The organism is Rhodocytophaga rosea (assembly GCF_010119975.1).
In the GTDB taxonomy this organism is placed as follows: domain Bacteria; phylum Bacteroidota; class Bacteroidia; order Cytophagales; family 172606-1; genus Rhodocytophaga; species Rhodocytophaga rosea.
In genome coordinates, this window is sequence record NZ_CP048222.1 from 7,178,600 (window position 1) to 7,197,449 (window position 18,850).

The window sequence follows — 18,850 nt, forward strand, 5'->3', positions numbered from 1 at the left end:
TGAAAACGCCTCAGTAAAAAGAAATGAATTTATTTTCTTTTGATGCAAACTATACACAGAATTTGCATCAGACAAAGGTCAGTGTAAAATTCGCAAGTTATTAAAAATCTATGGCAGTTTTTTAGGTTGAGTGTTGATTGATGCTGTTGAAGTTTACTGAAAGGACACAGTAATCTCACCACCAAGATAGCTGGTTTTGCTTTTATTAAGAAATAGTTAAAAAAAAGATAAACAAATCCTATAAGTTTTCTTGACTTAATAAACCATTTGCCAGCTTTAGATATCACAGTAATCTGACTCACGCTTGAACATAGCGGAAATGGAGATAGTTTTAATTTCTGTTATTTGAATTGCCGGGCTTTTATCTAATTTTGCCGGAATGTTTCACAGACTGTGTGATTCTGTGTGTTTCATATTTTTTACTTATAAACCTGTATCAGGAGGAATTACTACAATCAATTATGTAGGGCAAGCCATCCTGTTTCTTTAACATTATGACAGATACCCACTACTTAGATATGGATCTTCTGCGTTTTACCACGGCAGGTAGCGTAGATGATGGCAAAAGCACGCTGATCGGCAGATTACTGTACGATTCGAAATCAATTTTTGAAGACCAGCTGGAAGCCATTGAGCGGACCAGCGAACAAAGAGGGGATGGCTATGTAAATTTAGCCTTACTTACAGATGGATTACGGGCAGAACGGGAGCAAGGCATCACGATTGATGTGGCTTACCGCTATTTTGCTACACCCCGGCGCAAATTTATTATTGCTGATACGCCCGGTCATATTCAATATACGAGGAATATGGTAACTGGTGCTTCTACAGCGAATCTGGCCATCGTACTAGTTGATGCCAGACATGGCGTGGTAGAACAAACCTGTCGGCATGCCTTTATTGCTTCTTTGCTGCAAATTAAACACCTGGTTTTATGTGTAAATAAGATGGATCTGGTGGGGTACAAGCAGGAAGTATTTGAAAGGATCAAGGAACATTTTCAGGCATTCAGCTCGAAGTTATCTGTTCCGGATATTCATTATATTCCCATTAGCGCCCTGAATGGGGATAATGTGGTAGATAAGTCAGAAAATATGCCCTGGTACAGAGGCGCAACATTGATGTATACCTTGGAAAATGTCCATATCGCCAGTGATATGAACCATGTAGACAGCCGCTTCCCGGTACAATGGGTGATTCGTCCACAATCTGAGCAATACCATGATTTCAGGGGATATGCCGGTAGGGTAGAAGGAGGTATTTTTAAACCAGGTGACGAAATTCTGGCCTTACCTTCCGGATTTACTACCACTATTAAAAATATTGAGACAATAGATGGCCCAGTAAGCGAAGCTTTTCCTCCTATGTCAGTGGTAATAACGCTGAAGGATGAAATAGACATAAGCCGGGGCGATATGATCGTGAAACCTAACAACCAGCCTACTGTAAGTCAAGATATTGAACTGATGGTGTGCTGGCTGCATGAGAAAAAATTACAAGCTGGCGGCAAATATGCGATTCGTCATACCACTAAAGAAGCCAGATGTATTGTGAAAGACATTCGCTATAAAATTAACATTAATACGCTGCACCGGGTGGAGGATGACAAAACCATTGGGCTCAATGACATTGGCCGGATTTTAATACGTACTACTGCACCCTTATTCTACGATAGTTACAGCCGCAATCGGTTCACAGGCAGTTTAATTTTGGTCGACGAGTTTACCAATGAAACAGTAGCGGCCGGAATGATCGTCTGACGTCTTCGTATGGTGTATCAGGCTTTGATCAATAACTAAGATTCCTGATAAATTTTTTATCAGGAATCTTACATTTTAGAGCAAAATTTAAAAGGTTACTATGTGAAATTTTTAGTCTAAAACCTTAGCTCAAAATCTGGCGGACACGTTTAAAGAATTTTTGTACTCTGGATTCCTGGGCGGGAGGATTGATGATTAACACATGATTTGACCGTTGTTCTGGTATCCAGGTAAGCCAGTTTTTCTCGAACTGCGCATGTTTTCCAGGATAGTAAGCGTCTAAAGCTCTAACGGTTGCATATTTATCCGCATGTTTTTTTGAGAAATAATCCAGACAGTCTTTAATAAAAGCCTGCCCATTGCGTTCCGACATCAGGAAGTAGACCATTGACCAGGCTAGTACTCTGGGTTCATCTGAAATATTATTTTCTTTATCCCAGTCTTCATTATATTTAGTCAGATAGCCATACATATCGGGCATTTTTTGAGAAGCAACCCATTTTTTTATCTTATCATCTTTTACCAGTTGCGGACGAATCTGCACTTCTTCGCCTGTAACATCCAAAAATTCAAAGTATTCTGATAAACCTTCATTGATCCATTTAGGGCAGTTATCAATATTGCTTCTCAGCAGCAGATGATTGGTTTCGTGAAAAACTGTACTGAGAAACATATCTTCATTTTTATTCTTCCAGACAATAGCTTCGTGTAACTTATGAATATACAGCCCTACATTAGAACCAGTTGTAGAAGGAGATGCTTTCCGGATATATTTTTTGTATCCATCAAAATTTTCGAATACCCTGATTTTTACCACTAATTCAGGAGTAAAGTCATATCCGAATTGAGTCTGGTAATACTCATACAAAAAGTTAATGCCTTTTAGCATTCGTTCATGTGTTTGCTTATCCGAAGCACAGTCTTGGTAGATGATCTCTATCGCAGGCTTGTCGGGAGTGGTTACTGCTACCGTCTGAAATATACTTCCGGAAGGAATAGAGTGGGTAACAACCGGTTGTGAAATATGTGCTGAACTTGTTTTAAGAAAGCAGAGAACCGTCAGAATAAAAAAGAGCAATAAGAACCTTTTGCGGAATAAATGATAGGCAAACATAGACAGCACTGAAATTTAATTCTATAGTAGGTAATTTTATAATAACATAGTTACGGTATATCTGTCAAATTCAAAATTGAAAAAAAGTACGAATCATACATATGCCAGATATAGAAAAAAGATATGATTTAATGAAAAATTTGCTGGTTAGTAACTCTGAAACTGCGCACAAAAGCTGTGCCTGTGATAAATATTTTAAGAATAAATTGAAACTTTTTTTATTATTAACCGTAGCAGCTGCTTTTTTAAATAGAAGAATGTTTTTTTGTAATTGACATTTCAATAACTAAATTTACAGCCGGTATAATCATAAAATAATCGCAGATTCAAATGAGAGAAATACAATTTAGAGAAGCGTTACGGGAGGCCATGTCTGAAGAAATGAGGAGAGATGAACGGGTTTTTCTGATGGGCGAAGAGGTGGCAGAATATAATGGTGCATATAAAGTGAGCCAGGGAATGCTAGACGAATTTGGGCCGCAACGGGTAATTGATACACCTATTGCTGAACTTGGTTTTGCCGGTATTGGGGTAGGAGCAGCCATGAATGGTTTGCGCCCAATCATTGAATTTATGACCTTCAATTTTTCTCTGGTAGCAATAGATCAGATTATTAATGGTGCAGCCAAACTGATGTCTATGTCTGGCGGCCAGTATGGTGCACCTATTGTGTTCAGAGGGCCTACTGGTAATGCTGGTATGCTAAGCTCTCAACATTCTCAGAATTTCGAAAACTGGTATGCCAATACTGCTGGTTTAAAAGTAGTAGTAGCCTCAAATCCCTATAATGCCAAAGGTTTACTTAAATCTGCTATTCGTGATGATGATCCGGTTATTTTTATGGAATCAGAATTAATGTATGGAGACAAAGGCCCGGTGCCAGAGGAAGAATATTTGATTCCGATTGGAAAAGCTGAAGTGAGCAAAGAAGGAAAAGATGTAACGCTGGTTTCTTTTGGAAAAATAATGAAAGTAGCACTGGAAGCAGCAAAAGAACTGGAGAAAAAAGGTATTTCTGCAGAAGTAATCGACCTGATGTCGGTACGCCCGATAGATTATGCTACTGTAGTGAATTCTGTAAAGAAAACCAACCGTTTAGTAATTGTTGAAGAAGCCTGGCCATTGTCATCTATTTCTACTGAAATCACCTACCATGTACAGAAACATGCCTTTGATTACCTGGATGCACCTATTCACCGTATCAACAGCATGGATGTACCCTTGCCTTATGCGCCAACCTTGATCGAAGTGATTTTGCCGAATGTAAAAAGGACAGTTCAGGCGGTGGATGCCGTGATGTACAGATAGAGTTGCTGAGTTGAATGTTTATGAGTATAGATATAGAAAAGGCCGGGTATTAATCCCGGCCTTTTTGTTGCGTTATAACTTGATTTTACTCATTCGCTCCAGTTACCTTTTTCCCATGTTTTTAATATTGCGGAGGGCTTCGTTACCGGTTCCCATTTTGCTCATGGTCCGCATCATTTTGCGCATATCATTAAATTGCTTCATCAGGTTATTCACCTGTTGAATTGATGTTCCGCTCCCTTTAGCAATCCGCTGGCGGCGGCTGCCATCAATCATATCCGGATTGGCTCTTTCTTTTTTAGTCATCGATTTAATGATGGCTTCAATGGGCGTAAATGCATCGTCATCTATTTCCACATCTTTCATCATATTGCTTACGCCGGGAATCATACTTACCAGATCTTTAATATTTCCCATTTTTTTGATCTGATCCAACTGGGAAAGAAAATCGTCGAAATTGAACTGGTTTTTACGGATCTGCTGGTTAATGCGTCTGGCTTCATCCTCGTCGAAAGCTTGCTGGGCTTTTTCTACCAGAGAAAGTACGTCACCCATGCCCAGAATCCGGCTTGCCATCCTTTCTGGATAGAATAAATCTATGGCTTCCATCTTTTCACCGGTACTGATGAATTTAATAGGTTTATCTACTACTGAACGGATAGAAAGAGCAGCACCGCCCCGGGTATCACCATCTAATTTAGTTAATACTACTCCATCAAAATTCAGCCTGTCGTTAAAGGTTTTGGCTGTATTTACAGCATCCTGTCCAGTCATGGAATCTACGACAAATAGCGTTTCGGTGGGTTGTACAGCTTTTTTTACCTCTTCAATTTCACGCATCATCTGCTCATCCACAGCAAGGCGGCCGGCAGTATCTACAATGACTACTTTCTTGTTGTTCGCTTTGGCAAACTGTATGGCATTACGGGCAATTTGTACGGCATTTTTGTTTTCTGGCTCTGCATATACATCAACTCCTACCTGTTGGCCCAGTACTTTGAGCTGGTCAATAGCAGCCGGACGGTAAATATCACAGGCAGCTAAAAGTACATTGCGGTTTTGTTTTTTGAGATAATTAGCGAGTTTACCGGAAAAAGTCGTTTTACCAGAACCCTGCAAGCCAGCAATCAGCACAACGGCCGGTTCGCCTTTTACATTAATATCCTGAAGCCTGCCACCCATAAGCTGAGTAAGTTCTTCGTGCACAATCTTTACCAGCAATTGCCCCGGTTCTACCGCAATGAGCACTTTGCGGCCCATGGCTTCATCCCGGATTTTATCCGTTACAGTTTTGGCTACTTTATAGTTTACGTCAGCATCTACCAGCGCTTTTCTGATCTCTTTCACGGTAGCTGCCACATTAATATCAGTAATCCTTCCTTGGCCTTTCAGGGTTTTAAAGGCTCTGTCGAGCGTGGTACTGAGGTTTTCAAACATATCTATTTATATTATGAGAATGTAAAATTACAAGTTTTAGCGGTTATTTCCGACTTATTGTTTTATGCTTAGGCGCTTGCTGATCTATATATTATATATTATTTATAGAGGGCTGACAGCAAGTTTTACTAAGAATTTAGCAGGCTAACACAGCTGCAAATCTACTAAAAGTATTCTTCGCCAATCAGCCTGTTATTAAAATATGTCTATATTTTCTTTTCCCGATGAAGTAAGCACGGTAATGGTGTTGGCAAAGTGATCCCTAACCTGAGGAAAAGGGATAGAAAGCAAAAGTTTTTTGAACAGATACAAACCATCAGCTTTGATAGAAGTGGTTGCGCTTTTCTTCTCAACCGCAGGCTTGCTGTACATAAACTGGTATGTTTCTCTGGAATACAGATCAACTTTTTCTTTCATGATGGTGAATCCTTCAGATTTAAGCAAAAAACGAAGAGATGATGGGGTATACATATTAATGTGCCCATAGGAAAGAAAATGCTTTACTTTTTTATCTACGCCAAAGCGGTAATCTTTAGGAACCTCTATTAATTGAACTGGTGCCACCCGCATCAGTTCACGTAGCAACCTCCGTTCAAACTCTACATGCTCCAGTACGTGCGATAAAATCACAAGATCGAAGCTATTATTTTCAAAGGGAATGGTGTATCCATCGAACAAAACGCTTTGCTTGAGCTGAGATATATTTCTGTGTTGTATCCGCTGTAAGGCACTTCCTGAAATTTCAACGGCGTATAGTTCGTCGGCAAACCTATGTTCACTCAATTGCTGCAAAATACTTCCATCTCCTGCACCCACTTCCAGTACGCTGCGGAATTTTAATCCTTGAGTAAGTTCCAGAATGTTGAGCGCTTTTTTTCTGGCACCCATTTCCCGCCATTCTGCCTGGTTATCTTCGTACTGTTTTTCGTAAGCGGATTGAACCTGGGTGGATAAAGTAGTCATTATTTTTGGAACCTGGATTTATTGGATTAAGAGATTTTAGGATGTAAAGTTAAGCTGCTAAAGTAAGAATAATACCTTATTCTCTCTATCACTATTTTAGCATTAACCAAACAGTGTACGCAATTTCTGATAGCCGGTTTTCAATAACAGGTTTGCATCTTTTGAAATCCCGAGTCCTAAAATAAGTCCTCCAAATAAAATACTGATTATAGCTGAGCGAAGCACAATATTAGTAAATGAACTAATTAATGCAGGTTCGGGTGCTGGTAGCAAAGCGGCGGCAACATAGGTGAATCCCGTAATGAGTAAAATATAGATCGTCTGGTGACTGAAGGGTTGAATACGGTATTTTATCCACAAAAACATAAATTTCAGGATGTTATACAAAAAAACAGATAAAGCTGTGGCGAAGGCTGCCCCATTAATGCCATATAAAGGAATAAAGATAAAATTGGTTCCTACAATCAGAATAGCCAGAATAGCCACAGAAATCAGATTGAACCGGAAATAACGCGATTGCAGAATAATTTCTCCATTTACACCAGTAGCCATATCAAACAAGCGGGCCAGACCTATGAATAGTACCACATACTTACCAGCCCGGTAAATTTCTCCATTGGGTATCAGGTTGAACACAGCATCCGTATTGCACCAGATGCCCAAAAACAACAAAGATCCGATGATAAGCTGATTTAATGCCGATCTTTTGTAAATGTCTTCTATCTGTGGCAGATCATTACGTTGCCATGCTTGCGATAGGATAGGAGTGCTGATCTGGGCAATAGCTCTTCTGGGGATTTCAATAATTGTTCCCATAAAGAAAGCAATGGTATAAATAGCAACGGATTCTGGTCCAACCATAGCTCCTAGCATTAGAAAATCTATTTTAGTAATAATTAAAGTAGCTGCACCTCCTAGCAACATAAAAGCAGCATAAATCCCCATTTCTTTCAGCAATTTTAAGGTAAGGAAGTCAATATCTGGTTTTAAGTGTAATATTTTTAGATTGTGTAAATAGAGCAATAATAGTATGGCAATAATTCCATAAGCAATAATAAGCAGCAACATGAATTGGTAAAAGCTGATAAAATGTAAAAAAAACAGTCCAGCAAAACCCAAAGTAATAATTTTTAAGACGACATCTCTAAATAAACCTGGCACGACAATTCTTAGATGTACTCGGCTATAGGCTTCCAAAATAAGCTGATACATCATAAAAAAGATAAGTGGGATAAAAAAATAGTAGTAGGTATTTACACCTGGAGATTTCTCAAGATAAATATCCAGCCAAGTATTTTTAAATAATAGATAAATTAAACAAAAGAATATAAACCCCATTAATGGATATATTAACAGAAAAAAGAGAAAGCCTCTATTGGTTTTATCATGAGTTTGGAATATTGGAATAAACTTATCTGCAATATTTGCTGCTCCTAATTGTACAAATGCAGCTATAAATAGACCATTTTCTTGAATTAAACGCATTAGCCCATACTGTTCAGGACTTAATATTTTTGGAAAAATAATAATGGTATTTACTGCACCAATTACAACCCCTAAAAAAGCAATAGTAGAATATTTCAGGCCTTGCCTAACGATTATACCCATGTAATAACTGTATTAAAATAAAGCATACCTTACAATAGCAATATTATGATATTTAAATAATTTTTTTAACCTGTTAATGTAAGTACCTTTAAAAGGATACCTATTTTGAATCAAATATCTTGTTTTGTGAGAAGTCATTTCCCATTAAAATTTATAAAACAATCTTTATTTTTAATTTTTATAATTGTTTTCTTATCAATAGAATCTCTTGCTCAGATTGATCTACAGAAAGGCTTAATTGCGTGTTATCCTTTTTCCGGTAATGCAGATGATGCCACAGGAAACGGGAATAATGGTACATTAATGAATGGTCCCCAACTTGTTGAAGATAGATTTGGCAATCCAGGAAGCGCTTATAATTTTGATGGAATAGACGATTATATCAATATTTCTCCTAATAATCTCAGAAACAATGCTTATACATATTCAATATGGGCAAATGTATCAAGCTTACCTACTCAAGGAAATAATTACGCAGTTTGGTCAATAGGTAATACGAATTTTACTGGTGCAGGCGATCAATTTATCATGTTGGGGTCAAACTATATTTTTACTACTCAAAATGGTTGGTATGGTGGCGGATATAATGTTCAGGGAGGAACTGCATTAAAGGCTGTAGGAAGTTTGCCCACCATAAACACTTGGTATCATCTGGCTGTAACAAGGAATACTAATCAAATACTGTTCTATGTAAATGGAAATTTAATTGGTAGTTTCACTACAAATGGAGATGCACCAAGGTATGGTGGAAGTGGAGGTGAGGTTGAAGCTCGAATAGGGAACAGATCTCCATATTTAACCGGGCAAAACTTTAAAGGAAAAATTGATGATTTCAGTATATATAACAGAGCACTTTCAAACGAGGAAATCAAAGCTTTATATAATAATTTCAGTTGCTCTCCAATATCACCCCCGTCGGCTCAAAATGTTTCAAGGTGTGGACCCGGTACAGTAACTTTCTCTGCTACAGGAGGTACCCAGTATAGATGGTATGATGCTATGGTGGGAGGTACTCTATTAGGGACAGGAGCAAACTTTACTACTGCTACATTAACAGTATCTAAAAAATATTATGTTGCTGCTTATAATGGAACAAGTGAAAGCCTTAGAATCGAGGTTTCGGCAGTTGTTTTACCTCTTCCAGATTCTCCAACTATAGAGAATGTTTCAAAATGTGGTTTGGGTGAAGTTACTCTACAAGCATCTGGTGGGTCAAATTACCGCTGGTACAATGATATTAATAGTGCTACTCCCATAAGCACAGAAACTGTTTTTATAACACCATTTCTTACTTCCTCAACAGTATATTATGTATCGAGTTTTAATGGAACTTGTGAGAGCCCAAAGAAAGAGGTATCTGTTACAATTAATCCTATACCGCAAACTCCAATTATAAATTTTGATGGACCAACAAGTATTTGTCAGGGGGAAAAAATAATACTATTAGGTCCCCCAGGCTATAATAGTTATCGGTGGTCAAATGGAGCAGTTACGCAGAATATAGAAGTTTCAGCAGCCGGAAGTTTTACAGTTAGGGTAAAAAATTTATATGGATGCGAAAGTGCTGCTTCAACTCCTGTAAATGTTAATGTTGTGGACACGATCACTCCATCCGTAAACATTGACGTAAAAGAAAATCTGGTTTGCTCTGACTCACTAATTACTTTTATTGCGCAATCTGTAAATGGAGGTCAAAATTCTTTATACCAATGGAAAATTAATGGTATTAATCAGGGTAATCCAAGTACGTCTCAAGTATTTGAATATTCATTCATAGGATCAAATCAACCTTTTCAAGCCGAGGTGAGTGTTGAAATGAGTTCAACATACACTTGCGCTGATCCAAAGAAGGTAGTAGCACAAAAATATATAATTATACAACCTAACATCATTCCTCAATTATCTGTTTCTTCCATTAGAGATACTTTTTGTACAGGTAGTGAAATACTTTTATCAGCACAGGTAATAAATAGCGCACAAAACCTACTTTATCAATGGCAGGTAAATGGTGTTAATCATGGACTTCCCACAACTTCTACTGAATTTAAATTAGATACAATCAATTCTACTGCTGAACCTCTCCGGATTGAAATAGGAGTAGTGCTTTTGTCAAATAATTCTTGTTCTACCCCAGTAAAAGCTAGTAAATGGATTACCATCATTCCTAATCCAGATATATTATGTTTTTTCCCGGATATCATGGAGGCAAGAAGCAAGAATATTTTTCAGGTTAAAGTGAATAATGGGCAAGCACCGCATTCGTTTATTTGGAATTTTGGTAACGAGGAAATACTCAGTAACTCAACAGATACTATTAGTTATACATTTACAAAACCTAACGATTATTTAGTTACAGTTACTGTTAGAGATAGATTAGGTTGTGAAACAACTTGTATCAAATCAATTAAGGTTAAACCAGTAATAAACATTCCTCCAAATATCTTTACTCCCAATGGAGATGAATTTAATGAAAGATTTACAATTGATTACGAAGGAGAGGCAAATTTTGAAATGTTAATTTATAACCGATGGGGTAAGCCAATTACATCAATTTATGATGGCAAGATGGGGTGGGATGGAGTAGGATATTCTACAGGTATATATTTTTATATAATACGGGTTGAGGATAAGGAATTTAAAGGTTGGGTACACCTGCTAAGATAATACTCAATACTATAAATAAGGAGCAGAAACTCTACCCCTTATTTATAGTAAATAGTTATTATAAAATACTACTTATAATAAGTGAAAGTATAATCATAATATGAATTTTGGTCAATAGCTACCTTGTCATTAGTTACTAATTTGTTTTTGGTAATTAGTTTTACATCATAGCTTCTCTCAAGAGCCGTTCCTTTATCTAGTAAAATCTGATCTTGCCCTTCTATACAAACTAATTTCCAGCTACCATCGAGATAAACTTCACCAGAAGCGTTTGCTGTTGTGTAAGTTCCGTTTTTTCTCATTTCAAAGGTGTTTCCCTCTAATGATTGCGTCGTGGTACTAATCAATTCTCCATTAGAATAAATTTTTGTGGTTAATGAATCATTTTGCCAGACACCTATATATTTCTGTCTGTTACTGGTTTTGTGATCATCTAAAATATCTTCAAATATTTCACAGCTGGTAAGTGAAGAGAAGAATATTAGGACAAGAAATAAAAAAAGATGTTGTTTAATAATTTTCATACATTTTAGTTTAATGCTATTAAAATAGCAATACTTTGCTGATTTAACAATTTTACTGATTAACTATTTTGTTAAGCTCAAAGAGTAGATCAATACTTAGGAATATCAGGATTATTCTACCTTTGCACTTAATCGAATGATATGAAGCATTTATTAAAAAGCATATATAAAAAAATACCTTTAAAAAAGCATTTATTTTTGGTATTACGGTCATTTTATCGTCCTCCACAATCTGTCTATCAGTATTTTATTTTCTGGGATAAGTTTAAGGTAATTGTAGAAAATAATAGTTTCTGGATCAAACATCATGGCTTATATATTGAGAATGAAATTTTTTGGGGAGGCCTGACAGAAGGAAAATTTGAGAAATTATCTATGCAACTATGGATAAAGCTATGTAAAGAGGCTACCTGTGTAATAGATATAGGTGCTAATACAGGGGTTTATTCTTTAGTAACAAAAGCACTTAATCCTGATGCAAGAGTAATTGCATTTGAACCAATTCATAGAACTTTTGAAAAGTTATTACTCAATAACTCAATTAATCAATACGATATTGTTTGTGAAAGAATCGCTTTATCAGACAAGGATGGAGAAGGATATATTTTTGACCCTGAGACAGTGCATAACAACTTAGCGACACTAAATGCAGATGTTGCTGATAAAAATCGGATTGGTAGAAAAATCCCTATTTCACTGCAAAAGTTGTCAACCTATATTCGGGAGAAGAAAATAGGTCGCATTGATCTCATGAAAATAGATGTTGAAGGACATGAACCAAATGTATTATCAGGTATGGAAGATTACTTAGATCAAATGCGGCCAACGATGTTGATAGAAATAAATAGTGATGAAATGGGAAGCCAGATAGAAGAAATTTTAGATGGGAAAGGTTATCTGTATTTTAATATTGACGAAAAAAGCCGCATAGAATTACTGCCTCATCTTATCAAAAGCTACCATAACAACTATCTGATTTGTAACAAGGAAGTAGCAAAGAAACTTCAATTAATTGAATAAGGATCTGAATGAAAGTATTATTTATGTTTGGTGGGCTGCCACATTATTATAATCTGGTATTAAACCGGTTAAATCAAGTGGCAGGCGTAGAAGTTGTGGTCGTAGCGCCTGCCAGCCAGGGTAAAAATGTAGGGGCAGGCGTACACCAGACTGAGGAAGGGATTGAATTTAAAGTATTTTTTCTGGAAGAATATCAGGCTTTTTATGGGAAGACCTTTTTTAAAGGTTTCAAAAAGTTAGTCCGGCAGCAAAAACCGGATATCATTGTTACTTGCTGGCCCTATGTTGTGGGATTTATCTATAATCCCTCTCTGCTCTTACTCACAAAGTCTCTGGGAATTAAACTCATACTGAAAGAGATACCTTTCAAAGTTCCTGCTTTTCAGCAGGCCAGAGAGTTTTATGCGAAAGGTGGATTGTTATCAGAAGACCTGCAAACTAATCTAAATAGAGACAGTCTGCTTTTTCGCATGAAATATGATATTGTTACGTATACCCGGAAATTGTACTATAATTTAATGGATGCCCATGTAAATTATGTGGAAGAAGCCTATGACATTATCGGAAGTTATGGTGTAGATGCAAGTAAAATTTTTATCACCTATAATTCGCCCGATACCGATATTTTGCTCGCTACCAAAGAAAAAATCAAAACGTTAGCCCCAATTCTGCCTCCTACACCACGACGTTTGCTGCATGTAGGAAGGCTAATCAAATGGAAACGGGTAGATATGCTCATTGAGGTTTTCAGCAGGCTTCTACAGATATATCCAGATGCTGAACTCGTTATTGTGGGCAATGGTCCGGAAGAAGAAAATCTGAAAAGGCAAGTGAACTCCTTACAATTGGATGAGAAGGTAAAGTTTGCAGGGGCCATTTATGATGGCGAAACATTAGGCAGGTATTTTATGTCAGCATCTGTGTATGTGCTTGCCGGCATGGGAGGGCTTTCTATCAATGAAGCTATGTGTTTTGATAGACCAGTGGTTTGTTCGGAATGTGATGGGACTGAAAAAAAATTAGTACGGGAGGGTTATAATGGGCGTTATTTTGAAGATGGAAATCCTGAGTCTTTGTATGACGTGCTCAATACTTTGCTTGCCAAACCGGAAGACTTATATACAATGGGTGCCCGTTCAGGTGAAATTATACAAAATGAAGTAAATATACATACGGTAATTAAGGGATATATTAAAGCCTTCAATTTTGTGACTGAAAATAAATACGGGTTACACTATCCATCAACCAGTTAGAATACATATTATTCTGTAGAGAATTTTACTCCATTATCCTTACTGCCTTTTGGGCAAAAATTCTAACTTTGAAGTATGGATAATTTTGTTGTTTCAGCGCGTAAGTATCGTCCCAGTACGTTTGATTCGGTAGTAGGGCAGACTCATATTACTACTACCTTAAAGAATGCCATCCGGCAAAAACACCTGGCCCAGGCGTTTCTGTTTTGCGGCCCCAGAGGTGTTGGGAAAACAACATGTGCCCGTATTCTGGCCAAAACCATCAATTGTCAGAATCTTACCCAAGAAGGAGAAGCCTGCAACCAATGTGAATCCTGTACCAGTTTTAATAATAATGCTTCGTTCAATGTCCATGAACTCGATGCGGCTTCCAATAACTCGGTAGATGATATCCGCAATCTGGTAGATCAGGTACGGTATCCTCCGCAGGTAGGCAAATATAAAGTGTACATTATCGATGAGGTACACATGCTCTCGAATTCTGCCTTTAATGCTTTTCTGAAAACGCTGGAAGAGCCGCCTTCTTACGCCATTTTTATTCTGGCTACGACCGAAAAACACAAGATTATTCCCACGATTTTATCCCGTTGCCAGATATTTGATTTCAACCGCATTCAGATTAATGACATCAGCAGCCACCTGGCTTCTATTGCCGGGAAAGAAAATATCCGGGCCGAAGAAGAAGCGCTGCAACTGATTGCCCAGAAAGCAGATGGGGGATTACGGGATGCCTTGTCGATGTTCGACCTGATCGTTACCTTTTCTACCGATCGGAGCATTACCTATCAGAATACCATTGCCAACCTGCATATTCTGGATTATGATTACTATTTTGCCATGACTGCTGCCCTGATGGCAGAAAATACTTCAAAAGCGCTACTCACCTTCGATGAAATCCTTAAAAAAGGCTTTGACGGCCATAATTTTATTGTAGGCTTGTGCGAACACTTCCGTAACCTAATGGTGTGTAAAGATGCGGCTACGGTTCAGTTGTTACAGGTATCCGGTAATGTGCAGCGCAAATACATGGAACAGGCGAATCAGGCCTCTTTATCCTTTTTATTATCTGCGCTTCATCTGGGTAGCCAGTGCGATCTCAACTACAAATCGAGCAAAAATCAGCGGTTACATATAGAACTGGCGCTGATGAAAATGGCTCATATTCCTTCTGCCGTAAATCTGGCCAGAAGCCTGCAAGAGGGAAGTGTGGAAGTAAAAAAAAAAGTGGAGTCTGGTAATGGCAATGGGAAACCAGTTGTAGAAAAGCCGGCAGAAAATACAGCGCAGATTCCTGTAAAAGAAAATGGGGCAACCCTGAACGGATATACGCCTACAACTGCTACCAAATCAACCATTAAAATACCCACTGACCTGGCAACCCTGGAAAAACAAATTCAGGTGGCAGCTGCTGCCAGTATGGAAGAAAAAGTGGTAGAAAAGGAAGTGATCGAAAATCAGCCTTTTACCAAAGAACAGGCGGAAGCTTGCTGGCAGGCTTTTGCTGCGAATCGACTGGCTGCGGCACCTGCCAGCGAACAGATTATCTTGAAAAAACCAATAGAACTTTCCGGGCAAACAGTTATTGTTAAGTTAGATAGCCAGATACAGATTGGTCAGTTTAATAATTTCAAACCGGAACTACTGTCTTATCTACGCAGAAGCCTCAGAAACAGCCATATTCAAATTCAGGAAGAAATGGGTCCACAGGAAGCGCGGAAAACCATGTATACTTCCCAGGAAAAGTTCAAATATCTTGCTGAAAAACATCCATCTTTGGTAGACCTGAAAAATAAATTAGGCCTCGACCTGGATGTGTAATTAAAGTCTTTAGTCTCTGGTCTTTATTAATTGATAACTCATACTTTCAACTCTTATCCATCTAACTGTAAATTCATTGACCATTTAACCATTCAGCATTACAACCATTTAAACCATGCTTAGAAGACCTAGAAGGAACCGTAAATCGTCTGTAGTTCGTGCAATGGTAGAGGAAACTACTCTTTCCCCCAGCGAATTAATATACCCTGTTTTTATTACGGAAGGCGAAAATAAAACTGTTGAAATTCCATCTATGCCGGGAATTCACCGGTATACTGTGGATAAATTACTGGATGAAATTCATACCTGTATGGAACTGGGTGTCCGTACGTTTGCTTTGTTTCCGCAGATTACTGAAGAACTCAAAGACAGCTATGCCAAAGAAAGCCATAATATGAATGGCTTATACATCAAAGCCATCCGTAAAATCAAAGAACAGCTTCCTGATGCCTGCCTGATGACAGATGTGGCCATGGACCCATATAGTTCGGATGGGCATGATGGCTTAGTAAAAAATGGACAAATCCTTAATGACGAAACCCTGGAAATTCTCGGCAGAATGGCACTTGCCCAGGCCAGAGCCGGTGCAGATATCATCGGACCTTCTGATATGATGGATGGACGGATCGGCTACCTGCGTAATTTGCTCGATGATGAAGGATTTATCAATGTATCTATTATGGCCTACACCGCTAAATATGCCAGTGCTTTTTATGGCCCGTTCCGGGATGCCCTGGAATCAGCTCCCAAATTTGGTGATAAAAAAACTTACCAGATGAATCCTGCTAATAGCCGGGAAGCTCTCATCGAAGCCGACCTGGATTTTGAAGAGGGAGCCGATTTTCTGATGGTAAAACCGGCCTTATTGTACCTGGATATTATTAAACTCCTGAACCAGAATTTCGACCTACCCATTGCTGCCTATAATGTAAGCGGAGAATATGCCATGATCAAGGCAGCTTCTAGGAATGGCTGGCTGAATGGCGAAAAAGCAATGGCTGAAGCCTTACTAAGTATCAAACGGGCTGGTGCCAAAATTATATTGACTTATTTTGCCAAGGAATATGCCCAGTTGAAAAAGAATCTGGGGTAATTATTATTCCTTAACCTTGTTATGTTTTTGCCCATAAACAGGCTCTCATCACTTTATAGTTGAATGGGTGCCTGTTTTTTTTGTATCTATCACTGGGTAGTTCATAGTTGAAGTTAAAAATGCCTGTCAGTTTTACATCAATTAGTGATAAATTCTCCTTTGTTTTTTAAATGAAGGTATCTTATTACTTTCTTATATATGCTTGCCCGTTTACCTTTCTTATGCCCGGTTTCAGGGTAAAATACAATTCTTTTTTGATTATCTTTAGTTTACCTTTCTTGATTGTATTTATTAAGAGCTATAATCTGGTTATCAAGCCGCTTTTGTACATATTTTAGAAATATATCATTTGATGTAAGATTGTATTCTCATTTCAAAGCGGCTTAGCAATAGTAAATTCTATTTTTGTTGAAAGATTGTACATTTTTTATAATAGTACATTTCCTGTAAACTAAACTCCCTTTCTAAACACTGAAACTCCGGATGCAAAATCCATATATATCTTTACTCGGTACAGCCTGGCGATATGCCCGGCAGGAAAAAAAGCGCTATATTCTTATATACGCTATGTTTATTATGGCTAATCTGGTAGTGGCCATGCATCCCATTTTATACGGATGGTTTATTGATTCCCTGCAGCGGGAAGGCAGCCAGATCTGGCCACATGCCTGGATGTATGTAGGGGCATTTTTAGGTCTGCGTGTGCTGGAGTGGTGCTTTCACGGGCCAGCCAGGGTAATGGAACGTAAATTAGCCTTTACCGTGAGCCGCAATTTTCTGGAAGAAATGTATCATCAGATTTTGCATTTGCCTGTAAAATGGCACCAGGATAATCACAGTGGTGCTACCATCAACCGGCTGCGGAAAGCCTATGAATCTCTCAAAGAATTCTTTCAAGGCGGATTTACTTATTTGCATTCTCTGTCAAAGTTTATTTTCTCCTTTGCTGCCATGATTTATTTTTCTCCGGTATTCGGTTGTATTGGCGTATTGCTGGGTATTTTCACCGTATGGATCATCTTTAAATTTGATAAGCCCTTTATTGCTTCCTTAAAACAGGTCAATGAGAAAGAACATAAAGTATCTTCCACCTTATTCGACAGCTTATCGAACATTATGACCGTAATTACCCTACGGCTTGAAAAAAGGATGGAAACTGGTTTGCTTAGTAAAGTCATGGATGTATTCCCGCCCTTCAAACGCAATGTGACCATTAACGAATGGAAATGGTTTACAGCTCAGATGCTCATTGGATTGATCTATGCCGTCATTGTGATGGGATATATTTTCCAGCATAATAACCCGGGCGAAGCGTTTCTGATTGGCGGATTAGTAACCCTGCTGGGGTATGTAAACCAGTTTACGAGTGTGTTTAATGATGTGGCTTACCAGTATACCAAAGTTGTACAGTTCAATACAGATGTACAGGCAATCAAAACGGTTTCAGAAGAATATCAAAAATCCCACCGGCCAGAACCTTCCAGTCATTTGCCGGCTAACTGGCAGCGCATAGACATTGAAAATCTGAATTTTACCCGGACCGGAACGCTACAGGCCAGGCAAAGAGGCGGCTTATATGAGTTGCAACTACGCATCGGACGCGGACAAAGGATTGCCTTGATTGGAGAGAGCGGCAGCGGAAAAAGTACGTTGCTGGCTTTACTCAGGGGGTTATATACACCTCATTCAGGAACAATACTTACTGTAGATGGCAGACTAAAAACAGATTTTGAAAGCATTGTAAATTCTGTAACGCTGTTTCCACAGGAGCCGGAAATCTTCGAAAACACGATTTTATATAATATAACCTTAGGTTTACCTTTCAGCGAAGAAGAAGTAAGGGAAGTATGCGAAATTGCTCATTTTACGGATGTAATAAAAAATTGCCGCAAGGGCTCGATACCATTATTCAGGAAAAAGGCGTAAATCTTTCCGGAGGACAACGGCAGCGGCTGGCATTGGCCAGAGGAATATTAGCTGCCAGAAGCAGCAGCATCATTCTCATGGACGAACCTACCAGCAGCGTAGACCCCAGAACGGAGGTAAAATTGTATAATAATCTGTTTGAAGCTTTTGGAAACAAAGCTGTTATTTCTTCCCTGCACCGTTTGCATTTGCTCAACCAGTTCGATTATGTGTATATCCTGCAAAACGGGCAAGTGATCGACGAAGGAAACTTTGAGTATTTACGAAAATATAGCCCTGCCTTTGCTGAGATGTGGCAGCATCAGGAAGAACAAGAACGTGTCCTGGTGAATAGTTAAAAAGTAGATATACTCTTTGGAAGC

At 38.4% G+C, this 18,850-nt stretch carries 14 protein-coding genes; 9 read left to right on the top strand and 5 right to left on the bottom strand.

Features of this window, described 5'->3' with window-relative positions:
• The first annotated feature begins 494 nt into the window (after positions 1-494).
• Entirely contained in the window at positions 495-1,760 is a 1,266-nt protein-coding gene (gene cysN, locus GXP67_RS29500; RefSeq protein WP_232064660.1) for a sulfate adenylyltransferase subunit CysN, read from the top strand.
• A gap of 124 nt (positions 1,761-1,884) precedes the next feature.
• Here the strand turns inward: cysN and GXP67_RS29505 are convergent, their stop codons facing one another.
• Positions 1,885-2,874: a DUF1570 domain-containing protein gene (locus tag GXP67_RS29505; RefSeq protein ID WP_162446461.1), complete on the bottom strand. Its 990-nt coding sequence runs from the start codon at positions 2,872-2,874 to the stop codon at positions 1,885-1,887.
• Between the two features lie 330 nt (positions 2,875-3,204).
• On the opposite strand from GXP67_RS29505, the gene GXP67_RS29510 reads away from it, so the two are divergent.
• Positions 3,205-4,182, top strand: coding sequence for a pyruvate dehydrogenase complex E1 component subunit beta (locus GXP67_RS29510; protein ID WP_162446462.1), 978 nt, complete (start codon positions 3,205-3,207; stop codon positions 4,180-4,182).
• Positions 4,183-4,284: 102 nt separating this feature from the next.
• Here the strand turns inward: GXP67_RS29510 and ffh are convergent, their stop codons facing one another.
• The 3 genes from ffh to GXP67_RS29525 form a co-directional block, all read right to left on the bottom strand.
• Positions 4,285-5,619, bottom strand: coding sequence for a signal recognition particle protein (gene ffh / locus GXP67_RS29515; RefSeq protein WP_162446463.1), 1,335 nt, complete (start codon positions 5,617-5,619; stop codon positions 4,285-4,287).
• A 195-nt stretch (positions 5,620-5,814) separates the two neighbouring features.
• A complete protein-coding gene (locus tag GXP67_RS29520) occupies positions 5,815-6,582 on the bottom strand; it encodes a class I SAM-dependent methyltransferase (RefSeq protein WP_232064661.1) in 768 nt (255 codons plus the stop codon).
• Positions 6,583-6,684: 102 nt separating this feature from the next.
• A complete protein-coding gene (locus tag GXP67_RS29525) occupies positions 6,685-8,190 on the bottom strand; it encodes a lipopolysaccharide biosynthesis protein (protein WP_162446464.1) in 1,506 nt (501 codons plus the stop codon).
• Between the two features lie 105 nt (positions 8,191-8,295).
• Here GXP67_RS29525 and GXP67_RS29530 point away from each other — a divergent pair, with 105 nt between their 5' ends.
• The gene (locus GXP67_RS29530) at positions 8,296-10,854 is read left to right on the top strand and encodes an Ig-like domain-containing protein (RefSeq protein WP_162446465.1); all 2,559 of its coding nucleotides are present in this window, start codon (positions 8,296-8,298) and stop codon (positions 10,852-10,854) included.
• 68 nt (positions 10,855-10,922) lie between these two features.
• On the opposite strand, the gene GXP67_RS29535 is transcribed toward GXP67_RS29530, so the two are convergent.
• A complete protein-coding gene (locus GXP67_RS29535) occupies positions 10,923-11,378 on the bottom strand; it encodes a hypothetical protein (RefSeq protein WP_162446466.1) in 456 nt (151 codons plus the stop codon).
• 141 nt (positions 11,379-11,519) lie between these two features.
• On the opposite strand from GXP67_RS29535, the gene GXP67_RS29540 reads away from it, so the two are divergent.
• The 6 genes from GXP67_RS29540 to GXP67_RS38100 all read left to right on the top strand — a co-directional run bounded on the left by GXP67_RS29540 (position 11,520) and on the right by GXP67_RS38100 (position 18,826).
• Entirely contained in the window at positions 11,520-12,398 is an 879-nt protein-coding gene (locus tag GXP67_RS29540) for an FkbM family methyltransferase (RefSeq protein WP_162446467.1), read from the top strand.
• An 8-nt stretch (positions 12,399-12,406) separates the two neighbouring features.
• Positions 12,407-13,651 carry a glycosyltransferase family 4 protein gene (locus GXP67_RS29545; RefSeq protein ID WP_162446468.1) on the top strand — a complete coding sequence of 415 codons (1,245 nt, stop codon included), beginning with the start codon at positions 12,407-12,409 and terminating at the stop codon, positions 13,649-13,651.
• 75 nt (positions 13,652-13,726) lie between these two features.
• A complete protein-coding gene (locus GXP67_RS29550) occupies positions 13,727-15,469 on the top strand; it encodes a DNA polymerase III subunit gamma/tau (RefSeq protein WP_162446469.1) in 1,743 nt (580 codons plus the stop codon).
• Positions 15,470-15,584: 115 nt separating this feature from the next.
• Positions 15,585-16,562: a porphobilinogen synthase gene (gene hemB / locus GXP67_RS29555; protein ID WP_162446470.1), complete on the top strand. Its 978-nt coding sequence runs from the start codon at positions 15,585-15,587 to the stop codon at positions 16,560-16,562.
• A gap of 483 nt (positions 16,563-17,045) precedes the next feature.
• Entirely contained in the window at positions 17,046-18,488 is a 1,443-nt protein-coding gene (locus GXP67_RS29560) for an ABC transporter transmembrane domain-containing protein (RefSeq protein WP_317170082.1), read from the top strand.
• Positions 18,446-18,826 carry an ATP-binding cassette domain-containing protein gene (locus GXP67_RS38100; protein WP_317170083.1) on the top strand — a complete coding sequence of 127 codons (381 nt, stop codon included), beginning with the start codon at positions 18,446-18,448 and terminating at the stop codon, positions 18,824-18,826. The genes GXP67_RS29560 and GXP67_RS38100 overlap by 43 nt, the downstream gene beginning before the upstream one ends.
• Positions 18,827-18,850 lie beyond the last annotated feature (24 nt).